Here is a 16,231-nt window from a genome sequence, read left to right as displayed (position 1 = left end):
GCATTTCGGTAGTATCGTTCACTTCGGCAAGCCTAAACGATGCTACCGAAATGCTTTTCTACTCCCTTCGGTCGGCTTGAATCCTTCACCTCTGACTGCGCATGGCGGTGAAGGATTCAAGCGGAAATGGTATCACAACTGGATGGTTTTGTCCTGCACAGCGCAGTGGCCTCCCGGATGGGCGGCAACGTGTGTGAAGAGTGCGATAGCTGGCGCTAGCGGTTTTTTTCCGGACAGGCCTCGAGCCGGCCCTCAAACGGCGCTGGTGGGGGCAAGGGCTCCCAGGTCAGGCCCACCTGCTCCTTTCGCCAGTGCAACGGCAGGGGCCTCAAAGCGAGGGGCTCCTTGCGGTACTGTAGCCGCTGGCCCCGCTTGCCGCCGCGGGTAATCCAGCCCTGGCCCTCCGGGCTATAGCCGTAGCTGAAGCCCACCGCGCGGGGCCCTTGGGGCTCCAGAAAGCGCAGCGACCCCAGCCCCGGCCCCAAGGCCAGCGCTCGCCCAGACGCTATCCACAAGCCTCGCCGCTCGCCCTCCACCTCGGCCTCACCCACCCACACCCGGCCACCGGGATAGTCGCGCCACATGCGAAAATAGTCGAACCCCGGCCTGCGCCATAGCTCGGCTCGAGCGCTATCCGGCCAGACCAGCAACCCCTCCGAATCGCCCGCTTGCTCGGCCCGTCCCACCGCCAGCCCGGCCCCCACATAGCGCAGATAGTCGTTGCCCGCAAGATTGCTGCGCCAGGCTTGCTTTGGCCTTCCCTCCAGGTCGAGTTGCATCCAGAAAGCATCGAACCCACCCGGCCCCGCCGTTCGCCCCACCACCCACAGACCCTTTGCGCTGCGAAAACTGCTGTAGGCGTAAGCATCGCCCGCTGCGGGGTATACCCAGCTTCTTTGGTCTGCTAAGCGCAGCACCCAGACATCCCAGTCGGGCCTGCGCAATCCGCCCAGGGCGTATACCCCGTCGGTAGACCAGAGCAAGCCCTTCCCCATCCGGTAGGCGGCCCTTAGCTGCCCCTGCCCATCCAACCGCACCACCAGGCCCCCTTCGCCGCTAAAACCCACCGCGACCCAGCCGTCGGGGCTCTGGGCCAGGCCGTACAGCCCTTCGTCGGTCTCGGCGAACCCCAGGGTATGGACTCCCTTGGGTGTCACGACCAGGGCTTCCAGCCGCCGCCCCTCCACCCAGGCCCGCCCCACCCAAAGCCCATCCACCCCTGCAAACAACGCGCTGTTATACAGGGTGGCCAGCACCAGACAGGCCGCCAACATAACCCGTGGCTACTCCGGCCGCTGGGGCGGGAGGGGCTGAGACCCGTGCTGTGAAGCCAGAAGCCGGCGGTGAATCTGGCGGGTGAGCCACCAGACCGCGGCCATCACCCCAGGGATGGCCAGCCCTGCCGCCAACTCGGGCGAGATGGGCAGACCAGCTTCCTTGCCGGCCTTGAAGAGGTAGTACAGCAAGCCCACCACATAGTAGGAGATGGCCGCAATGGAGAGGCCCTCCACAGTGCGCTGGAGCTGGTACTGCATCTCCTGGCCGCGCTTGAGTTTGTGCAAAAGCTCCTGGTTCTGGGTCTCGAGGGCGATGTCTACGCGGGTACGCAGCAGGGCCCCGGCCCGCTCGATGCGCTGGGAGAGGGCAGCCAGGCGCTGGGCGGTGGACTCCACCGTGGCCATGGCCGGGCTGAAGCGGCGTTGCAAAAACTCGCCGATGGTCTGGGTACCGGGGATGGGGGCCTCGCGCAGTTCGGCCAGGCGGGCCCTAACCAGGGCATGGTAGGCTGCGGTGGCGCTAAAGCGGTAGCCGTGCTCGGCCATGGCGTGCTCCACCCGGGCCGCCAGGGCCTCGAGCTCGTCCAACAAACCGGCATCGGCCTGGTTGGTATCGCGGATGCGGGCAGTAATCTGGGCCAGGGCCTGCTCCGATTCCAGCAGCATGGGCCGCAAGCTCCGGGCCACCGGAAACCCCAGCAGGGCCATCATGCGGTAGGCCTCCATCTCTAAGAGCCGGGCCGCAATACGGCCTGCGCGGGTCTCGCTGGTCTCCGGCGGGGCCACCACCACCATGCGCTCAAAACCGCTTTGCCGCAGGCGGAAATCGGTCACGGCGCAGCTATGCCCATTCCGGCCCATCAGCGAGGCCACCACCCCGTGCGCACCGAGCCAGGGACGGGCGATGTTGAGCGCCTCCTCCACCGGCCCGTGCAGCATAATCAGCTTGACCGCCGAAAGGGTACGACCGGGAATCCCTCGCAGCCAGCTTGTGTCCACCACTAGATGGCCCAGGAGATCGGCGTCGGGGCTGGGCGCAATGGCGGGCAGGTGTTGCACCAGGGTATAGGTGCTGAACTCGGTGTGCCGCTCCCAGCGCAGCGAGCCCCCCGGCAGGCGCAGGCGCAGGTAGGTGCCGGCGAGCTGGTCGAGCTCGAGCTCCCCCAGGCCCGAGAGCTGGCGCAGGTGCTCGAGCTCGACTTCGCGCGAAACCCCTTCGTGCCGCACCGCCACCTGCACCACCAGAGCTGGCAGGCGGATGCGGGGGGTTGGGCGGGCGTGCAGTTCGTTGTGAAGCTGAAGACGCAGAGGATCATCGGGTGGCAATACACCCCGATCTCGTCCCGATGGGGTATCGTCGGTCAACAGGTGATAGGTTTCTGGGCTCGAGCGCATCATCTCCCTCCCCATTATGCCCCAGCCCGCAGGGCTTCCAGGACTGCCTCGGGGGTGGCCCCCTGGTGTACGATCTGCATCAAAGCCCGTACCAGACCCAGCGGCCTGGGGTGCTGGATGATGTTGCGCCCATAGACGACCCCTTTTGCGCCCTGTTGCAACACCTGGTAGGTGCGCTCCAGCAGGGTGGCATCGTCTACGCGGCCCCCTCCCCGCACCAGCACCGGCCTGCTCGAGGCTGCCTCCACCACCCGGTGGTACTGGCTGAGGTCGGTGGTGAAGTCGGCCTTGATCAGGTCGGCCCCCAGCTCCACCGCTTGGCGCACCAGCGGCACAATCTTCTCCACATCCCCGTCCACGCTATACCCCCCGGCCTGCATCACCAAAGGCTCCACCATCAAGGGGAAGCCATAGCGCTCGGTGAGGGGTTTGAGCCGGGCCACGTTGCGCAGGCTCTCGCGCAGAAGCTCGGGCTGGTCGGGCAGCCACAGCAGGTTGACCACCACGCAGGCTGCATCCCAGCGGATGGCCTGCTCGAGAACCTCCTCCATCAGTTCGGAAAACAACACGCGGGGCAGGCGTGGGCCATAGACGTTGGTGGTGTCGGCTCGCAGCACCAGGGCTGGCTTGTTTGTACCGGGTAGGTGTTGCAAAAGGTGGGCCTGGCCGGGGGCCAATTGGATAGCATCGGGGCCGGCCTGCACCAGGGTGGCTACCGCCTGGGCCAGGTTCTCAATGCCCTGCAGAAAGCTCCCCTCTCCAAAAATGCCGTGATCCAGGGCCACATCCAGACAGCGGCCATCGGGGGCCAGCAGGCGGTTAAGGCGAGGAAGCGCACTCATCTTCGCACCGGGCTTATTCTGGGTCACGCAGGCATCATGAGGGTCAGGCGCTGGCTTGCCGGATACCTTGCACACCATTGATAGAGAATTCTCGTTTTCTTGTTTGGGCCGCCCAGGGCCAGCAAAAGCAACACGCCCGTTAGGTATCAGTCCAAGTCATTTTGGAAGCTTTCGTAGCCGTTTTCCTCGAGCCAGAGCTTGGTCTCGTAAGGCGGACGAAAGGCGGCTGGGTCGGCCACTGGCCCCTCCATCCAGTGGGGCTTGGCCAGGGCGGGCGGCTCCTGGCTCCAGTAGAAGTAGTACAGCGCCCAGTAGCCCCGGTCGTCGTGCAGAACCAGGGCATCCCCATAACCATCGCCCATCTGGCGCAGGGCCCGTTGTTTGGCCTCGGCATAGGTCAGTTCGTCGTACTCGCGCACCCCCGGCATACACCCTCCTATTTCGACTCATTGATGAAAAGGTTATACCCGTTTTGCTCGAGCCAGTGGGCCATCTGGTAGGGCTCCATAAAAACCGGCTCGCTCTGAGGCCCCGCCACCCAGTCGGGCGGGTGCGAGGGTACCGGCTCACGCAGGCCCAGCAGGCCGAACAGGTAGTACAGCGCATAGTAGCCCGCGTTCCCCTGGAGCACCAACCCTTCCCCATAGCCGTCTACCAGCACCTTCTGGGCTTTGGCCTCGGCCTCGGCGTGGGGCATCCGGCGGAATACCTCGGCGGTCATGCCTCCTCCGGCAACAGCCTCAGGAAATCGGTGGTGAGCCGATCGGGGGCCATGGGGCGAAACACCGTGTTGGCGAACTGCTGGTGGAGGGGATGATCGCGGTAGAGGGTTATCACGCTTTCATCGGCAAAATCTACCACCAACAAATAGCGGTAGCGGGGCGACGCCCCCACCGCCTTACCCAGCTCGAAGCCCTCCACCCCCGGAATCTGGCCCAACACCCTCTGGGCTTGCGCAAACATCCGTTGCACCTCGGCCTCTGAGGCTTCGGTGTTGAAGACAATCAGGTGCCGCACCATAGTGGGTTTCACCTACGCGTTGTCGCCAACTGCAACCAGTCCCGCAGCAGCTCCACCGTCACCACCAGGGCACAGCTCCGGGGCCCTTGTCGCACCTGGGCCGGCAGCTCCGGCTCGCCCAAGTGGTCCAGCACCGCCAAAGCCCCCTCGAAGCGCTGGCTGCGGGTGTAGTGGCTGTAGGTGATCAAGACCGGCAGACCCGCCTGCTGGGCGGCAATCAGGCCGTTGTGGGAGTCTTCAATTGCCAGGGCCTCTCCCGGCTTCAGTCTCATCTGCTGCAAGGCCTGGATATATACGTCCGGCGCGGGTTTCTTTTTCGCCACCATGTCGCCCGCCACGATACACTCAAACCAGCCTGGCACCTCCGGCCCGGCCTGCTCGAGCAGCACCTGCACGTTTTCTAGCGAGGTGGTGGTGGCAATGCCCAGCCGCACCCCCTTCTGGCGGGCCTCGCGCCACAGCCGCAGCACCCCCGGACGAAACGGCACCTCACCCGCCTTCACAATCTGGCTGTAGAGATCGGTTTTGCGGCGGTGAAGCCGGGCGATGTCGGCCTCCAGCAGCTTGGGGCACTCGGGGCAGTGGTAGAGGTAGTAGGCGATGCGTTCCTTGCCACCGGTCACCCACAGCAGACGCTCGTAGAGCTCGCGATCCCACTCGATCTCGAGGCCCGCCTCGGCAAAGGCCCGGTTGAAGGCCAGCCGGTGGCCCTCCTCGGTCTCGGCGATGACCCCGTCCACATCAAAAATCAGTGCTTGCATGCTTCCCCCTAAAATCTTGCAGCCGCGCCCTCAGGCAAAAACCAAGGCCTCTCCACGCCGTTCCAGCAGCCGGGGCACCCGCTCGGAGAGGCCCAACTGGGCACAGAAGGCCACATCCTCGCCCAGCCCCTCGCGCACCAGGGCCAGGGCTGCCTCGGAGGCCTCGAGCAGGGGCCGGGCGGGCTTTTGCGCCAGGTGCAGGGCCATCTGCACCCCATCCCCCACCGGCTCAAACCCTTCGGCCAGCAGGGCCTGGGCCAGCACCCCGGCGGTGTAGAGGTCGTCTAGGCCCACCTGCCCCTCCTTGCCCGCACACAGGATGGCCACCTCGTCGCCCAGCCGGGCCGCCTGCTGTACGGCAGCGGGGGCGTTCAGGAGCGAGGCCAGCATCACCTCGCGGGCCACCTGGGCGGCTTTGTGGGCGGCCTTGGTGCCGTTGGTGGTGGCGTGGATTACCGTGCGGCCCCAGAGCTCGGCCACCGCCACCTCGCGCGGGCTGTTGCCAAAGTCGAAGCCTTCGGGCCTGAGTCCGCCCACCTCGCCCGCCAACAGTTCGCCGTTGCGCCGCAGGGCGCGGGCCGCTTCCAGATTCGCGGTAAGCCACAGGGCCTGCGCCCCCGCCTCCAAAAACATCACCGCTGTACTGGTGGCCCTTATCACATCCACCACCAGCATCACCTCGGCCTCCGGCAGGGCGGCCAGGGGCAGGGGGTGTACCCGAACCCGCTTCATACCCCAAGCAGTTCCAGCACCGCTCGAGCCACCGCGCCGGGCCGGAAGCCCAGGTTCTCGTAGACGGCGGGGTAAGGGGCGCTCGCGCCAAAGTGATCGAGGCCCAGCACCGCATCGGCGTAGCGCTCCCAGCCCAGGCTGGCCCCGGCTTCCACCGCCAGGGTGGGCAGCCCCCTGGGCAGCACGGCCTCGCGGTACGCTTCAGGCTGGGCCTCGAAGGCCTCCCAGCAGGGCAGGCTTACCACCCGCACCGGAATTCCCTCGGCCTCGAGCTGCTTCTGGGCTTCCAGGGCCAGGGCCACCTCGCTACCCGTGGCCACGATGGCCGCTTTGGCATGGGGCCGCTCGGCGATCACATAGCCGCCCTTCAGGGTACCTTCGGCGCCTGCCAGGGCCTCGCGCTCCAGCACCGGCAGGGCCTGCCGGGTGAGCACCAGGGCGGTGGGCCCCTGGCGGCGCTCCAGGGCCAGGCGCCAGGCGTAGGCGGTCTCGAGGGCATCGGCCGGCCGCACCACATAGAGGTTGGGCATGGCCCGCAGGCTGGCCAGGTGCTCGATGGGCTGGTGGGTGGGGCCATCCTCGCCGATGGCGATGGAGTCGTGGGTCAGCACGAAGATGCTGGGCGTGCCCATCAGGGCGGCCAGGCGGATGGCCGGGCGCATGTAGTCGGAGAAAACGAAGAAGGTCCCCCCATAGGCGCGGTAGCCCCCGTGCAGGTTGAGGCCGTTCAGGATGGCCCCCATGGCGTGTTCCCGCACCCCGTAGTGCAGGTAGCGCCCGCGGGGGTTCTCGCGGGAGAAGGGCTGCATCCCGGCGGCCTGGGTGTTGTTGGAGGGGGTCAGGTCGGCGCTACCGCCCAGCAGTTCGGGGAGATGGGGGGCCAGCGCGTCCAGCACCTTGCCGCTGGCGGCCCGCGTAGCCAGCTTGCCGCTGAAGCTAGGGAGAAGGGCCTCCCAGTCCAGCGGGGGTAGCTCCCCTTTGAGGCGGCGCAGTAGTTCCCTTGCCGCTTCGGGGTAGGCCTCGGCGTACCGCTGGAGGCGGGCGTTCCAGTCGGCCTCGAGCCGCTGTCCCCGGGCTACGGCGGCCCGGAAGTGCTCGTAGATCTCGCGGGGAATCTCGAAGGGTGGGTGGGGCCAGTTAAGGTTGTGACGGGTGGCCTCGAGGGCCTCCGGGCCCAGGGGCTCACCGTGTACCTTGTGGCTACCGGCCTTGGGCGAGCCGGCCCCAATCACCGTACGTACCGCAATCAGCGAGGGGCGGGCGTCTACCTGGGCAGCCCGGATGGCCTGGCGTAGGAGGGCCAGGTCTTCCCCATCCACCCGCTGGATGTGCCAGCCATAGGCCCGGTAGCGCTCGAGCACGTCCTCGCCGAAGGAGAGCGCCGTGTCGCCGTCAATGGAGATGTGGTTGTCGTCCCACAGCACAATCAGCTTCCCCAGCCCCCAGTGCCCGGCCAGGCTGCTGGCCTCGCCCGAAACCCCCTCCATCAGGTCGCCGTCCGAAGCCAGCACATAGGTGTAGTGGTCTATGAGGGTGTGCCCCTCACGGTTGAACTCGGCGGCCAGCTTGCGCTCGGCCAGGGCCAGCCCCACCGCGGTGCTGATGCCCTGGCCCAGAGGCCCGGTGGTCACCTCCACCCCTGGGGTGTGGCCGTACTCGGGGTGGCCGGGGGTCTTGGAGCCCCACTGGCGAAAACGCCGGAGTTCATCGAGTGGAAGGTCGTAGCCAGTAAGGTGCAGCAGGGCATACAGAAGCATGGAGCCGTGCCCCGCCGACAGCACGAACCGGTCGCGATCGGGCCAGTGGGGGTGGGTGGGGTTGTGCTTGAGGAAGTCGCTCCAAAGTACATAGGCCGCCGGTGCCATGCCCAGGGGCATGCCCGGATGCCCGCTTTTGGCCTGCTCTACCGCGTCGGCTGCCAGCATCCGGATGGCCGTGATGGCCTGGGTCTCGATTGCGCTGAGGGTGCTTGCCATGTGTCTCCTTTCACAAGGTGGCCTTAACGGTAGTTTAGACACAGCAAACTAAAACCATCAAGCATAGTTTTGGTTTTTTTGATAAATAATTCTTATTGAACCTCGAGCCGCAACCGATAAGGGGCCATCCTCCACCCAGAGTCGAGGACAAGCCCAGGAATTTGGCGCGTCAACGGCGCATAGGCCGATGGTTTACCAGAGCTTTGTTCCGATTGCGCCCCAATCGCCCACTAGCCCTTGGGCGGCCGCAAGGCCCCCAGGCTGGCCCAGGCCCTAAAGGAGTAGAACATCACCCAGAGCCAGAACACCCCCAACAGCCCGAGCAGCCCCCAGGCCAGCCCGCCCAGGAAGGCCGAGTCCAGGGCCCGAGCCAGCGCCAGCGTGGCCAGGGTAAAAGCCCCCAAGGGAAACACAAACCCCCACCAGCCCGGGGCAAAGCGGAACTGCATTCGGCGGCACTCCACCAGCAGGGTATCCAGCAGCAGCAGCAGGCTATAGGCCAGCCACCACAGGCCCAGCCCCCAGACCGCCAGCCCGATCACCGGCCAGGCCGCCACCAGGCCCTCCGGGACGAGCCCGGCCAACACCCCGCCCTCGAGCCAGCGCCAGGGGGCCAGCACCAGCAGACCCACCGGGGCCAGCCCGATGAAGACCGAGGGCAGGAAGTGGGGCTCGAGGCGGCCATACCCATACAACCGCTGCAAAAACACCGGCAGCACGAACAAGAACAGGAAAAGCCCAATCCCCAGGAACAGGCCGCTCACCACCCAAAGCTCCTTTTGCCAGACTTTGGGAAAACTGGAAAGCCAGAGCCCCCCGGCCATGGGCACCAGCAGGGCCGAGACCGGCGGGATAAACCAGGCCCCACTGGCGGCCTCGATGGGCAGCCTGAGCCGGGTGTGTACCGTGTACACCACCAACAGGCCTACCCCAAAAATAAGCAACATCCCCAGCAAAAAAAGCCCCTGTCCCAGCGGAACTGCCCAGGGCCCCAAGGGCAGTACCCGGGTCGCCAGGCTCAACACCAGAAGGGCAATAGGTAGCGTGGGGAGCATCTGGGACAGCAAAGGATGCTGTAAATCGGCCAGGGCGGCCTGAGGGTAGCGCAGGAGCTTGGCCAGATAAAGCCCCAGCAACACCGCCATAAACACCAGGGCCAGCCCATAGACCGGCAGGGCCAGCCCCACCAGGCCGAACTGGGCCAGGGCCAGGGCCAGCACCCCCGTACCCATCACTGCCGCAAACCAGGCCGGGTTCAGGTAGCGCACGCTGGGTGCTGCTGGAACAGCCGCTTCCACAAGAACCCCCTAGTGCACGGCGGCGTGTTCCTGCTCGGCCAGGTAGCGCTCGGCCATCATGGCCGCCCGGGTGCCGGCCCCCACGCTGGTGGAAAGCTGGCGGTAGATGGGGTCGGCCACATCCCCCGCGGCAAACAGCCCCGGCACCGAGGTGAAGATCTCGTCCCGCACCGCCACGTAGCCGTCCGGCCGGAGCTCCACCACTCCCCCTAAAAAGCCGGTATTGGGCTCATGCCCGATGAAAACAAAGACCCCATCGGTAGGGTGGTCGTAGACCTCGCCGGTCTTGAGGTTCCTGAGACGCACCCCGGTCACAGTCTCCTCGCCCAGCACCTCCTCCACCACCGTATCCCAGATGAACTGCATCTTGGGGTGGGCCAAGGCCCGGGCCTGGGCGGTCTTGTTGGCCCGCAGGGTGTCGCGGCGGTGCACCAGGGTCACCTTGGAGACAAACTTGGTCAGGAACAGGCCCTCCTCCACTGCGGCGTCACCCCCGCCCACCACCACCACTTGCTTGCCCCGGTAAAAGAAGCCGTCGCAGGTGGCACAGGTGCTCACACCCCGGCCATAAAACTTCTCTTCGCCGGGCACGCCCAGCTTCTTGGGGTTGGCCCCGGTGGCCAGAATTACCGTGCGGGCGCGGTAGTCCTGCTCGTAGCCCCGCACCACAAAGCCCTCCGGGGTTTTTTCCACGGCCTGGGCCTCGTCCATCACGATCTCGGCCCCAAAGCGCTTGGCCTGCTGCACCATGCGCTCGGACAGCTCGGCCCCGCTGATGGGCTCGGGGAAGCCGGGGTAGTTCTCCACCTCCTCGGTTTGGGCGATCTGGCCCCCCGGCAGGCCTTTTTCCAGGATGAGGGTTTTGAGGCTGGCCCGTCCGGTGTAGATGCCTGCGGTCAGCCCGGCGGGGCCGCCCCCGATAATCACCACGTCGTAGAGTTGGCTCATGGTAAAGTCTCCTAAGACCAGCATAATGCCGGCCCTTCATGGGCCAGTATAACATACCCCTGGGGGATATGTGTCGTGGGACGTTTGCCCCTAGGGGGGGCCTGGCTATAATGGTTTTTAAGTATGTCGGCGGCTCCGACTCGAGTCCACCGCGCCCTCTGGGTTTTCTTCCTGGCGGGGCTGGTGCTCTTGGTCTCGAGCCAGTACGCGCTTCGCGACCCGCGCAGCCAAGTGCTGCCAGTGAGTTTTTTGGCGGGTGCCGACGTCTGTACCTTTTCTACAGGGACTTCCCACACCCAGCCCACCCCCTCCCCCACCCATACCCACCAACCCCACTGCCCCCTCTGCGTGAACTCTGCGTTTGCCATAGCATTAACCGCGTTTGCGACAGAGGTGCGGCCCTATATACAGATAGGGCTGCTACAAGCCACACCACCGGAACCGGTGTACATCCGATATAGCTTCTGGGAACACACCCCTTATCGAGGGCCGCCGTTGTGGGCTTGAGCAGGTAGTACCTGTTAACGTACACAAAAACCTTCAAGGATGGATATAAACATCCACGACCCTGAGCTGTCTTTCTTTGGAGGCCATAGCGGCCTCGAGCTGGAGCAACGTATGAGACGCACACTGTTGGTTTTGTTGGGCATGGCAGGCCTGATGGCCTTTGCCCAAACCTCTCTGAAAGCCGAAAATCCCTGGGTTCGCCTGGTACCTGGCCCGGTGAGCGGGGCCTTCATGACCCTTTCCAACCCCAGCGACAGGGCCATTCGGGTGATTGCCGCCGAAAGCCCCATCGCTGGTAAGGTAGAAATCCACCAAACCACCATCGTTAAGGGTGCAGGGGGCACAGACGTTATGCAGATGCGCCCCATTCAGTTTCTGGAAATCCCGGCCAAGGGCAAGGTCGAGCTCAAACCAGGGGGGTATCACATCATGCTGATGATGCTTAAGGAACCCCTGCAGGAAGGCAAGATCGTTCGGATCACCCTGCGGCTCGAGGGGGGCAGCACCCTGCTGGTGGAAGCCCCCGTCAAAGCACAGTAATCCCAACGTATGCGCTATTCCTGTGTGTTGTGCATGGGAATTTCCCTAACTTTTGCAGATTATATCCCCCTGGGGTATAATGACCCTGGATATGACGCGGTTTATAAAAGTTGGGGTGGAGCGCCTGCGCAGCGGGCTGGCCTGCCGTTTACGTGGGTTTTCATTATGCCGGGTAGCCCCCTGGATCGCGCTGCTGGCGCTGGGATGGGTGGTGTATAGCCGATGAAACTCACCCCGGACGCCCTTTTGCTGGGCCCCCTGGCCCTGAGCTGGCCCAACCTGGCCCTGCTGGTGGGCATTCTGGCCTTTACCTGGCTGGCTGCCCGGCAAGGCCTGGAAAGCAAAGCCTGGTGGGTACTGCTGGCTACGCTCCTGGCCGCCCGGATGGGCTATGTGGTGGCCCACCTCTCCACCTGGCCCAGCCTGGGGGCCGCCCTTCTGGGCCTTGTGGACATCCGCAGCGGCGGCTGGAACTGGTGGGTAGGGGTTCCGGTGGGGGCCTTGGCGGCGGCGCTCATCGTGCGCCGGGAAAGCCCCAGGCTCCTGTTACCGGGCGGCGCGGCGCTGGCGCTGGCCTTGCTGCCCCTGGGGGTGCAGTTTAGCCTGACCCGGCCTGCCCAGCCCTCCACCCCGCCCGAGTATGCCAGCCGCGTTCTGCAGTACCTCGAGCCCGCCCAAACCCGCCCTCTGGAAGTGCGCTTTGCCGAACTCCCCAAACCCATGCTGCTCAACTTCTGGGCCACCTGGTGCCCCCCCTGCCGGGCCGAGATGCCCCTTTTGGTGGAGTACCAGCAGAAGGGCTACCCCATCGTGCTGCTCAACGCCGGCGAGGACGTAGGGGCCATCCAGGGCTTTTTAGCCCAGACCGGGCTTTCGGCACGGGTTTTCCTGGACAGCGCCGGCTTGCAACAGGCCTTCCAGGTAAGCGGGCTGCCCACCACCCTGCTCATCGGCCCCGACGGCAAGGTGCGGGCCCGCCACTTAGGGCCGGTGAACCGGGCCCAGCTTGAAGAGCTTCTGCGGCAGTTGGAATAGCGTGGCTCGAGCTCCGCTGTTGGAAGGAGCAGGCACCTTGGGGTACGATACCCCCTGGGGATACGCTATGCGCACTGTCAAGAAACACGACCTCGAGGCCCGTACCCGCGTCCTAAACCGGCTCAAGCGGCTGGAGGGACAGGTTCGGGGCCTGCAAAAGATGGTGGAAGAAGACCGCGACTGCCGCGAGATCTTAACGCTGCTGGCTGGCATCAGAAGCGCCCTGGAAGCCACCGGCGACCTCATCTTTGAAACCTACCTGGAAGAGTGCCGGGCCGACCTGGCCAAAGGCCAGGGGGACACCAAGGCCATCGTAGAGGCCGTGCGCCTGCTCAGACACTGACCTCCTTCGAATGGGCTAGGAAGCACTGTTCTGTCGCGGCTCCCTCTATTTTGCCGCTAGCCCCAGAGGATCGCTGGATTTTCTCCGAGAACCGCACTAGGCTTCAGGGCAGGGAACCACCAACACCGGCGTCTGGCTGCGGCGCACCACCCCTTCCGCCACCGAACCCATCATCAGCTTGTCCAGCCCGGTGCGCCCGTGGGTGCCCATCAACAGCAGGTCGTGCAGCAAAGCTTGCTTGACGATGGCGTCTACGGGTCGGCCCTGCATCAGCTTGACCCTTGCGCTCACACCAGCTTGCTGCGCTTTGGCCCGTGCTTGTTCCAGCATGGCCTCGGCCTGGGTTTGCGCCTCTTCCTCCACCAAGCTCAGGGCCTGCGACAGCGCCAGGCCTGCCCCTTGAGGACGGGTGAGCATACTTACTACAGACAAAAAAGTGACCTCGGCTCCCAGGGCTTTCGCCAGCCGCAGACCGTACTCGGTGGCTTGCTGGCTACAATCACTGCCATCGGTCGCAATTAGCAAGTTCTGGTAGGGCGCCGCCTCAGGTTCCAAAATTGGGGGCGTATAGGACTCATGTACCACCAGCACGGGCTTGGGGCTGCGCGATAGCACCGCTTCAGCCACGGAGCCCATCACCCAACGTTTCACGCCACTGCGCCCGTGGGTACCCAGGACAATCAGGTCGAAGTCCGGGGCTTTCTGCACGATCACCTGCTCAGGAAGGCCGGTGGGCTGAAGGGTTCTGCACCCAACCCCCAACTTTCTGGCCAGTTCCGCGGCCTGCTCGAGGGCCAGCTTGCCGTGGTGCCGGTCTATGTCGCGCAACATGGTCAAGCGGGTTCGCAAGCCGGGGTCGGCAGGTTCTTCGCCATACTCGAGCACGTTGAGAATCTCGGCATCGGCCCCCAGGCGGGCCGCCAGCTCGAGGCCCACCCGCACCGCCTTATCGCTGGACTCGCTGCCATCGGTCGCAATCAGAAAGTGCTTGAAGAAGGGTTCCATAAGCTCACCTGCCTTCAAACTGCCCTTTACGAGCCGGGGTGCCTGGTGGTCTCAGGTAGATTGAGCATTCCCGGCACCGCTTTATTCGAACGTAAACCGAGGTTATTACCAGGGCATTACCCAGCATCCGGCAGGGGCTAATACCGATTCCGCTTGAACCCTTCACCTGTGGGTGTGATCAAAGGTGAAGGGTTCGAGCCGACCAAAGGGAGCTAGAACCCAAGACACACCACCCGTTTCCCTACCCTACGCAGCTACGGGCTGGCTGGCATATAGCACATTGCGCTCGGTCTGGAGATCGAAAATGTGCACCTTGTCGGGCCGCGCCCAAAGCTGAACGGTCTGGCCCACCGCCGCGGTTTCCTCGGCCTCGACCCGTGCGGTAATTCCAGCCTCGCCGGCAGTACCGATGAGGATGGTCTCGGCCCCGATGGGTTCGACCAGCTTGACAGTGATGTGTAGGAGGTTTTCCCTCGAGCCAGGCTGGGCCAGCTCCAGATTCTCTGGACGAACCCCCACCCAAACCTCCCGACCCTCATACCCCCGCAGTGCGTCCAGAAGCTCGCTGCGTAGGGTGATGTCCATGTAGGGGCTCACCACATAACCCTGCCGCACGGTACCTTTGAGAAAGTTCATGGCAGGCGAGCCGATGAACTCACCCACAAACTTGCTTACGGGCTTGCTGTAGAGATCGAGGGGGGTATCTACCTGCTCGATGGCCCCAGCCCGCATCACCACGATGCGGTGGCCCATGGTCATGGCCTCGATCTGGTCGTGGGTCACGTAGAGGGTGGTTACCCCCAGCGCTTGGTGCAGCTCGGCCAGCGAGGCCCGCATCTCCACCCGCAGCTTGGCATCGAGGTTGGAAAGCGGCTCGTCCATCAGAAAAACCCGCGGCTTGCGCACGATGGCCCGTCCCAACGCCACCCGCTGCCGCTGCCCGCCCGATAGTTCGCGGGGCTTGCGTTCCAGCAAGTGTTCAATTTGCAGAATCCGGGCCGCTTCCTCGACCCGTGCGCGGGTCTCGGCCCGCGAGGTGCGGCGCAGCTCGAGGCCAAAGGCCATGTTGTGATAGACGCTCATGTGCGGGTACAGCGCGTAGTTCTGGAAAACCATCGCGATATCGCGGTCCTTGGGGGGCACGTCGTTGACCAGTCGGTCACCAATGTAGATCCGCCCTTCGGTGGGCGTCTCGAGGCCCGCAATCATGCGCAGCACGGTGGTCTTGCCACAGCCCGAAGGCCCTACCAGCACAATAAACTCCCTATCTCGGACGGTCAGGCTAAAATCTTTGACCGCCAGCACTTTGCCAAAGCGCTTGGTCAGGTGCTCGAGCACAATCTGGGCCATACCCATTCCTTTCAGCTTTCACCCTAGTCGTTGGGCATTACCAGACGATTACCGCCTGGTCGTGGGTAATGCCTTGGTAATCTTTGGAACCTAGCTTGAATATGGGAAATGTGGGGTTGATTGGAGGGGGTCATGCGTGCGCTGGTCACACTACTCAGCCTGCTCTCGATGGCCTTGGCAGGGCCCGATGCGGTTTTGGTGGTTCGTGAACAAGTGCTGGAGAAGGGGAACGTGGTGGAGTACATCGGAACCCAGCGTTACCCTATCCAGAACGAAGAAGGGCTGCAGCAGTTGCTTCAGCAACAGAGCCGCGCCCCCCGCCCCGCGCATTTTGTCTTCGACCAGAGCCGGGGCTGGATTGCGGTGCAGAAACTGGGTTATCGCTTTGATGCAAAGGCTGTTCTAACGGCTTATCGAGCGGCCCTCGAGGCCGGTAAACGCGAGTTTGTGCTGCCGGTAACCCTCGAGCTGCCCAAACCAAGCGTCCACGACCTCTGGCAGCGCGGCATTGTGAGCCTGGTGGGCGAAGGACGCACCAACTTCGCTGGCTCACCCCCCAGCCGGATTCACAACATCCGGCTGGCCTCCTCCAGGTTTGATGGCGTTCAGATACCCCCCGGCACGGTATTTTCCTTCAACCGCACCCTGGGGCCGGTCACCGAGGCGGCCGGCTACCAGAAGGCCTGGGTCATTCGGGGCGATCAGACCGTGTGGGATGTAGGGGGTGGGGTCTGCCAAGTCTGTACCACACTTTTTCGTGCGGCTTATTTCAGTGGCTTGCCTATTGTCGAACGCCACCCCCACAGCTACCAGGTGGGCTACTACAAACCCACCGGCCTGGACGCCACCACCGCCCCTCCCAAGGACCTGCGCTTCAAAAACGATACCCCCGGCCACCTGCTCATCCAGACCTCCATCCAGGGAAACGACCTGATTTTTCGCTTTTTCGGCCGCAAAGACCGCGACGTCACCTGGCAAGGGCCGGTCGTTCTGTGGCGCACCCCTCCCCTGCCCACCCGCTACATCTACGATGCCTCCCTACCCGCCGGATACCGCCGACAAATTGACTTCGCCGCCGAGGGGGCGCTGGTGCGGGTTTACCGCACGGTTCGGATGCAAAATGGGGAGGTTCGGCAGGACGTGCTCGAGAGCCGCTACAAACCCTGGGGAGCAGTGTATCTGGTGGGTACCAGACGCTGAGG

At 64.5% G+C, this 16,231-nt stretch carries 19 protein-coding genes; 6 read left to right on the top strand and 13 right to left on the bottom strand.

All coding sequences use genetic code 11. The annotated features are described in order from the left end of the window. Window positions 1-215 precede the first annotated feature (215 nt). From WKI89_RS09315 to trxB, 11 genes are all read right to left on the bottom strand, one after another. Window positions 216-1,274 (bottom strand): hypothetical protein, encoded by a 1,059-nt coding sequence (locus tag WKI89_RS09315; protein WP_337869030.1) that lies wholly within the window; start codon window positions 1,272-1,274, stop codon window positions 216-218. 9 nt (window positions 1,275-1,283) lie between these two features. Then, window positions 1,284-2,675, bottom strand: coding sequence for a DUF3422 domain-containing protein (locus tag WKI89_RS09310; RefSeq protein WP_337869028.1), 1,392 nt, complete (start codon window positions 2,673-2,675; stop codon window positions 1,284-1,286). A gap of 11 nt (window positions 2,676-2,686) precedes the next feature. After that, window positions 2,687-3,514, bottom strand: a complete 828-nt coding sequence (locus tag WKI89_RS09305; RefSeq protein ID WP_337869026.1) for a hypothetical protein — start codon at window positions 3,512-3,514, stop codon at window positions 2,687-2,689. 146 nt (window positions 3,515-3,660) lie between these two features. Beyond that, the gene (locus WKI89_RS09300; protein ID WP_337869024.1) at window positions 3,661-3,942 is read right to left on the bottom strand and encodes a hypothetical protein; all 282 of its coding nucleotides are present in this window, start codon (window positions 3,940-3,942) and stop codon (window positions 3,661-3,663) included. 8 nt (window positions 3,943-3,950) lie between these two features. After that, window positions 3,951-4,235, bottom strand: a complete 285-nt coding sequence (locus WKI89_RS09295; RefSeq protein WP_337869023.1) for an annexin VII — start codon at window positions 4,233-4,235, stop codon at window positions 3,951-3,953. Continuing rightward, a complete protein-coding gene (locus WKI89_RS09290; protein ID WP_337869021.1) occupies window positions 4,232-4,546 on the bottom strand; it encodes a Dabb family protein in 315 nt (104 codons plus the stop codon). The genes WKI89_RS09295 and WKI89_RS09290 overlap by 4 nt, the downstream gene beginning before the upstream one ends. Beyond that, window positions 4,543-5,295, bottom strand: a complete 753-nt coding sequence (locus WKI89_RS09285; RefSeq protein WP_337869020.1) for an HAD-IA family hydrolase — start codon at window positions 5,293-5,295, stop codon at window positions 4,543-4,545. The genes WKI89_RS09290 and WKI89_RS09285 overlap by 4 nt, the downstream gene beginning before the upstream one ends. A gap of 30 nt (window positions 5,296-5,325) precedes the next feature. Continuing rightward, entirely contained in the window at window positions 5,326-6,027 is a 702-nt protein-coding gene (locus WKI89_RS09280) for a 2-phosphosulfolactate phosphatase (protein ID WP_337869018.1), read from the bottom strand. Further along, window positions 6,024-8,003: a transketolase gene (gene tkt / locus WKI89_RS09275; protein WP_337869016.1), complete on the bottom strand. Its 1,980-nt coding sequence runs from the start codon at window positions 8,001-8,003 to the stop codon at window positions 6,024-6,026. The genes WKI89_RS09280 and tkt overlap by 4 nt, the downstream gene beginning before the upstream one ends. Before the next feature lie 230 nt (window positions 8,004-8,233). Further along, entirely contained in the window at window positions 8,234-9,301 is a 1,068-nt protein-coding gene (locus WKI89_RS09270; protein ID WP_337869014.1) for a C4-dicarboxylate transporter, read from the bottom strand. Window positions 9,302-9,310: 9 nt separating this feature from the next. Next, complete coding sequence (gene trxB / locus WKI89_RS09265) at window positions 9,311-10,249, bottom strand: thioredoxin-disulfide reductase (protein WP_337869013.1); 939 nt, start codon at window positions 10,247-10,249, stop codon at window positions 9,311-9,313. A 123-nt stretch (window positions 10,250-10,372) separates the two neighbouring features. Between trxB and WKI89_RS09260 the strand changes: the two genes are divergently transcribed. The 5 genes from WKI89_RS09260 to WKI89_RS09240 all read left to right on the top strand — a co-directional run bounded on the left by WKI89_RS09260 (window position 10,373) and on the right by WKI89_RS09240 (window position 12,674). Continuing rightward, the gene (locus WKI89_RS09260; protein WP_337869011.1) at window positions 10,373-10,756 is read left to right on the top strand and encodes a hypothetical protein; all 384 of its coding nucleotides are present in this window, start codon (window positions 10,373-10,375) and stop codon (window positions 10,754-10,756) included. 111 nt (window positions 10,757-10,867) lie between these two features. Continuing rightward, window positions 10,868-11,296 carry a copper chaperone PCu(A)C gene (locus WKI89_RS09255; RefSeq protein WP_337869010.1) on the top strand — a complete coding sequence of 143 codons (429 nt, stop codon included), beginning with the start codon at window positions 10,868-10,870 and terminating at the stop codon, window positions 11,294-11,296. A 91-nt stretch (window positions 11,297-11,387) separates the two neighbouring features. After that, window positions 11,388-11,522, top strand: coding sequence for a hypothetical protein (locus WKI89_RS09250; RefSeq protein WP_337869008.1), 135 nt, complete (start codon window positions 11,388-11,390; stop codon window positions 11,520-11,522). Beyond that, the gene (locus WKI89_RS09245; RefSeq protein ID WP_337869006.1) at window positions 11,519-12,331 is read left to right on the top strand and encodes a redoxin family protein; all 813 of its coding nucleotides are present in this window, start codon (window positions 11,519-11,521) and stop codon (window positions 12,329-12,331) included. The genes WKI89_RS09250 and WKI89_RS09245 overlap by 4 nt, the downstream gene beginning before the upstream one ends. Window positions 12,332-12,398: 67 nt before the next feature. After that, window positions 12,399-12,674, top strand: coding sequence for a metal-sensitive transcriptional regulator (locus WKI89_RS09240; protein ID WP_337869005.1), 276 nt, complete (start codon window positions 12,399-12,401; stop codon window positions 12,672-12,674). Window positions 12,675-12,770: 96 nt separating this feature from the next. Here the strand turns inward: WKI89_RS09240 and WKI89_RS09235 are convergent, their stop codons facing one another. Next, window positions 12,771-13,679 carry a universal stress protein gene (locus tag WKI89_RS09235; protein WP_337869003.1) on the bottom strand — a complete coding sequence of 303 codons (909 nt, stop codon included), beginning with the start codon at window positions 13,677-13,679 and terminating at the stop codon, window positions 12,771-12,773. A gap of 246 nt (window positions 13,680-13,925) precedes the next feature. Then, the gene (gene ugpC, locus WKI89_RS09230; RefSeq protein ID WP_337869002.1) at window positions 13,926-15,029 is read right to left on the bottom strand and encodes a sn-glycerol-3-phosphate ABC transporter ATP-binding protein UgpC; all 1,104 of its coding nucleotides are present in this window, start codon (window positions 15,027-15,029) and stop codon (window positions 13,926-13,928) included. A gap of 132 nt (window positions 15,030-15,161) precedes the next feature. Between ugpC and WKI89_RS09225 the strand changes: the two genes are divergently transcribed. After that, a complete protein-coding gene (locus WKI89_RS09225; protein ID WP_337869001.1) occupies window positions 15,162-16,229 on the top strand; it encodes a VanW family protein in 1,068 nt (355 codons plus the stop codon). Window positions 16,230-16,231: the final 2 nt, after the last annotated feature.

It is taken from the genome of Meiothermus sp., from assembly GCF_037443965.1.
Taxonomy (GTDB): Bacteria; Deinococcota; Deinococci; order Deinococcales; family Thermaceae; genus Meiothermus.
The sequence above is the reverse complement of the archived record's forward strand: the minus strand, read 5'-3'. Positions and strand labels throughout refer to the sequence as shown.

Excerpts from the sequence above, each read along its gene's own strand:
- WKI89_RS09315 (WP_337869030.1), bottom strand. The coding sequence starts at position 1,274 with ATGTTGGCGGCCTGTCTGGTGCTGGCCACCCTGTATAACAGCGCGTTG.
- WKI89_RS09310 (WP_337869028.1), bottom strand. The coding sequence starts at position 2,675 with ATGATGCGCTCGAGCCCAGAAACCTATCACCTGTTGACCGACGATACC.
- WKI89_RS09305 (WP_337869026.1), bottom strand. The coding sequence starts at position 3,514 with ATGAGTGCGCTTCCTCGCCTTAACCGCCTGCTGGCCCCCGATGGCCGC.
- WKI89_RS09300 (WP_337869024.1), bottom strand. The coding sequence starts at position 3,942 with ATGCCGGGGGTGCGCGAGTACGACGAACTGACCTATGCCGAGGCCAAA.
- WKI89_RS09295 (WP_337869023.1), bottom strand. The coding sequence starts at position 4,235 with ATGACCGCCGAGGTATTCCGCCGGATGCCCCACGCCGAGGCCGAGGCC.
- WKI89_RS09285 (WP_337869020.1), bottom strand. The coding sequence starts at position 5,295 with ATGCAAGCACTGATTTTTGATGTGGACGGGGTCATCGCCGAGACCGAG.
- WKI89_RS09280 (WP_337869018.1), bottom strand. The coding sequence starts at position 6,027 with ATGAAGCGGGTTCGGGTACACCCCCTGCCCCTGGCCGCCCTGCCGGAG.
- tkt (WP_337869016.1), bottom strand. The coding sequence starts at position 8,003 with ATGGCAAGCACCCTCAGCGCAATCGAGACCCAGGCCATCACGGCCATC.
- trxB (WP_337869013.1), bottom strand. The coding sequence starts at position 10,249 with ATGAGCCAACTCTACGACGTGGTGATTATCGGGGGCGGCCCCGCCGGG.
- WKI89_RS09260 (WP_337869011.1), top strand. The coding sequence starts at position 10,373 with ATGTCGGCGGCTCCGACTCGAGTCCACCGCGCCCTCTGGGTTTTCTTC.
- WKI89_RS09255 (WP_337869010.1), top strand. The coding sequence starts at position 10,868 with ATGAGACGCACACTGTTGGTTTTGTTGGGCATGGCAGGCCTGATGGCC.
- WKI89_RS09250 (WP_337869008.1), top strand. The coding sequence starts at position 11,388 with ATGACGCGGTTTATAAAAGTTGGGGTGGAGCGCCTGCGCAGCGGGCTG.
- WKI89_RS09245 (WP_337869006.1), top strand. The coding sequence starts at position 11,519 with ATGAAACTCACCCCGGACGCCCTTTTGCTGGGCCCCCTGGCCCTGAGC.
- WKI89_RS09240 (WP_337869005.1), top strand. The coding sequence starts at position 12,399 with ATGCGCACTGTCAAGAAACACGACCTCGAGGCCCGTACCCGCGTCCTA.
- WKI89_RS09235 (WP_337869003.1), bottom strand. The coding sequence starts at position 13,679 with ATGGAACCCTTCTTCAAGCACTTTCTGATTGCGACCGATGGCAGCGAG.
- ugpC (WP_337869002.1), bottom strand. The coding sequence starts at position 15,029 with ATGGCCCAGATTGTGCTCGAGCACCTGACCAAGCGCTTTGGCAAAGTG.
- WKI89_RS09225 (WP_337869001.1), top strand. The coding sequence starts at position 15,162 with ATGCGTGCGCTGGTCACACTACTCAGCCTGCTCTCGATGGCCTTGGCA.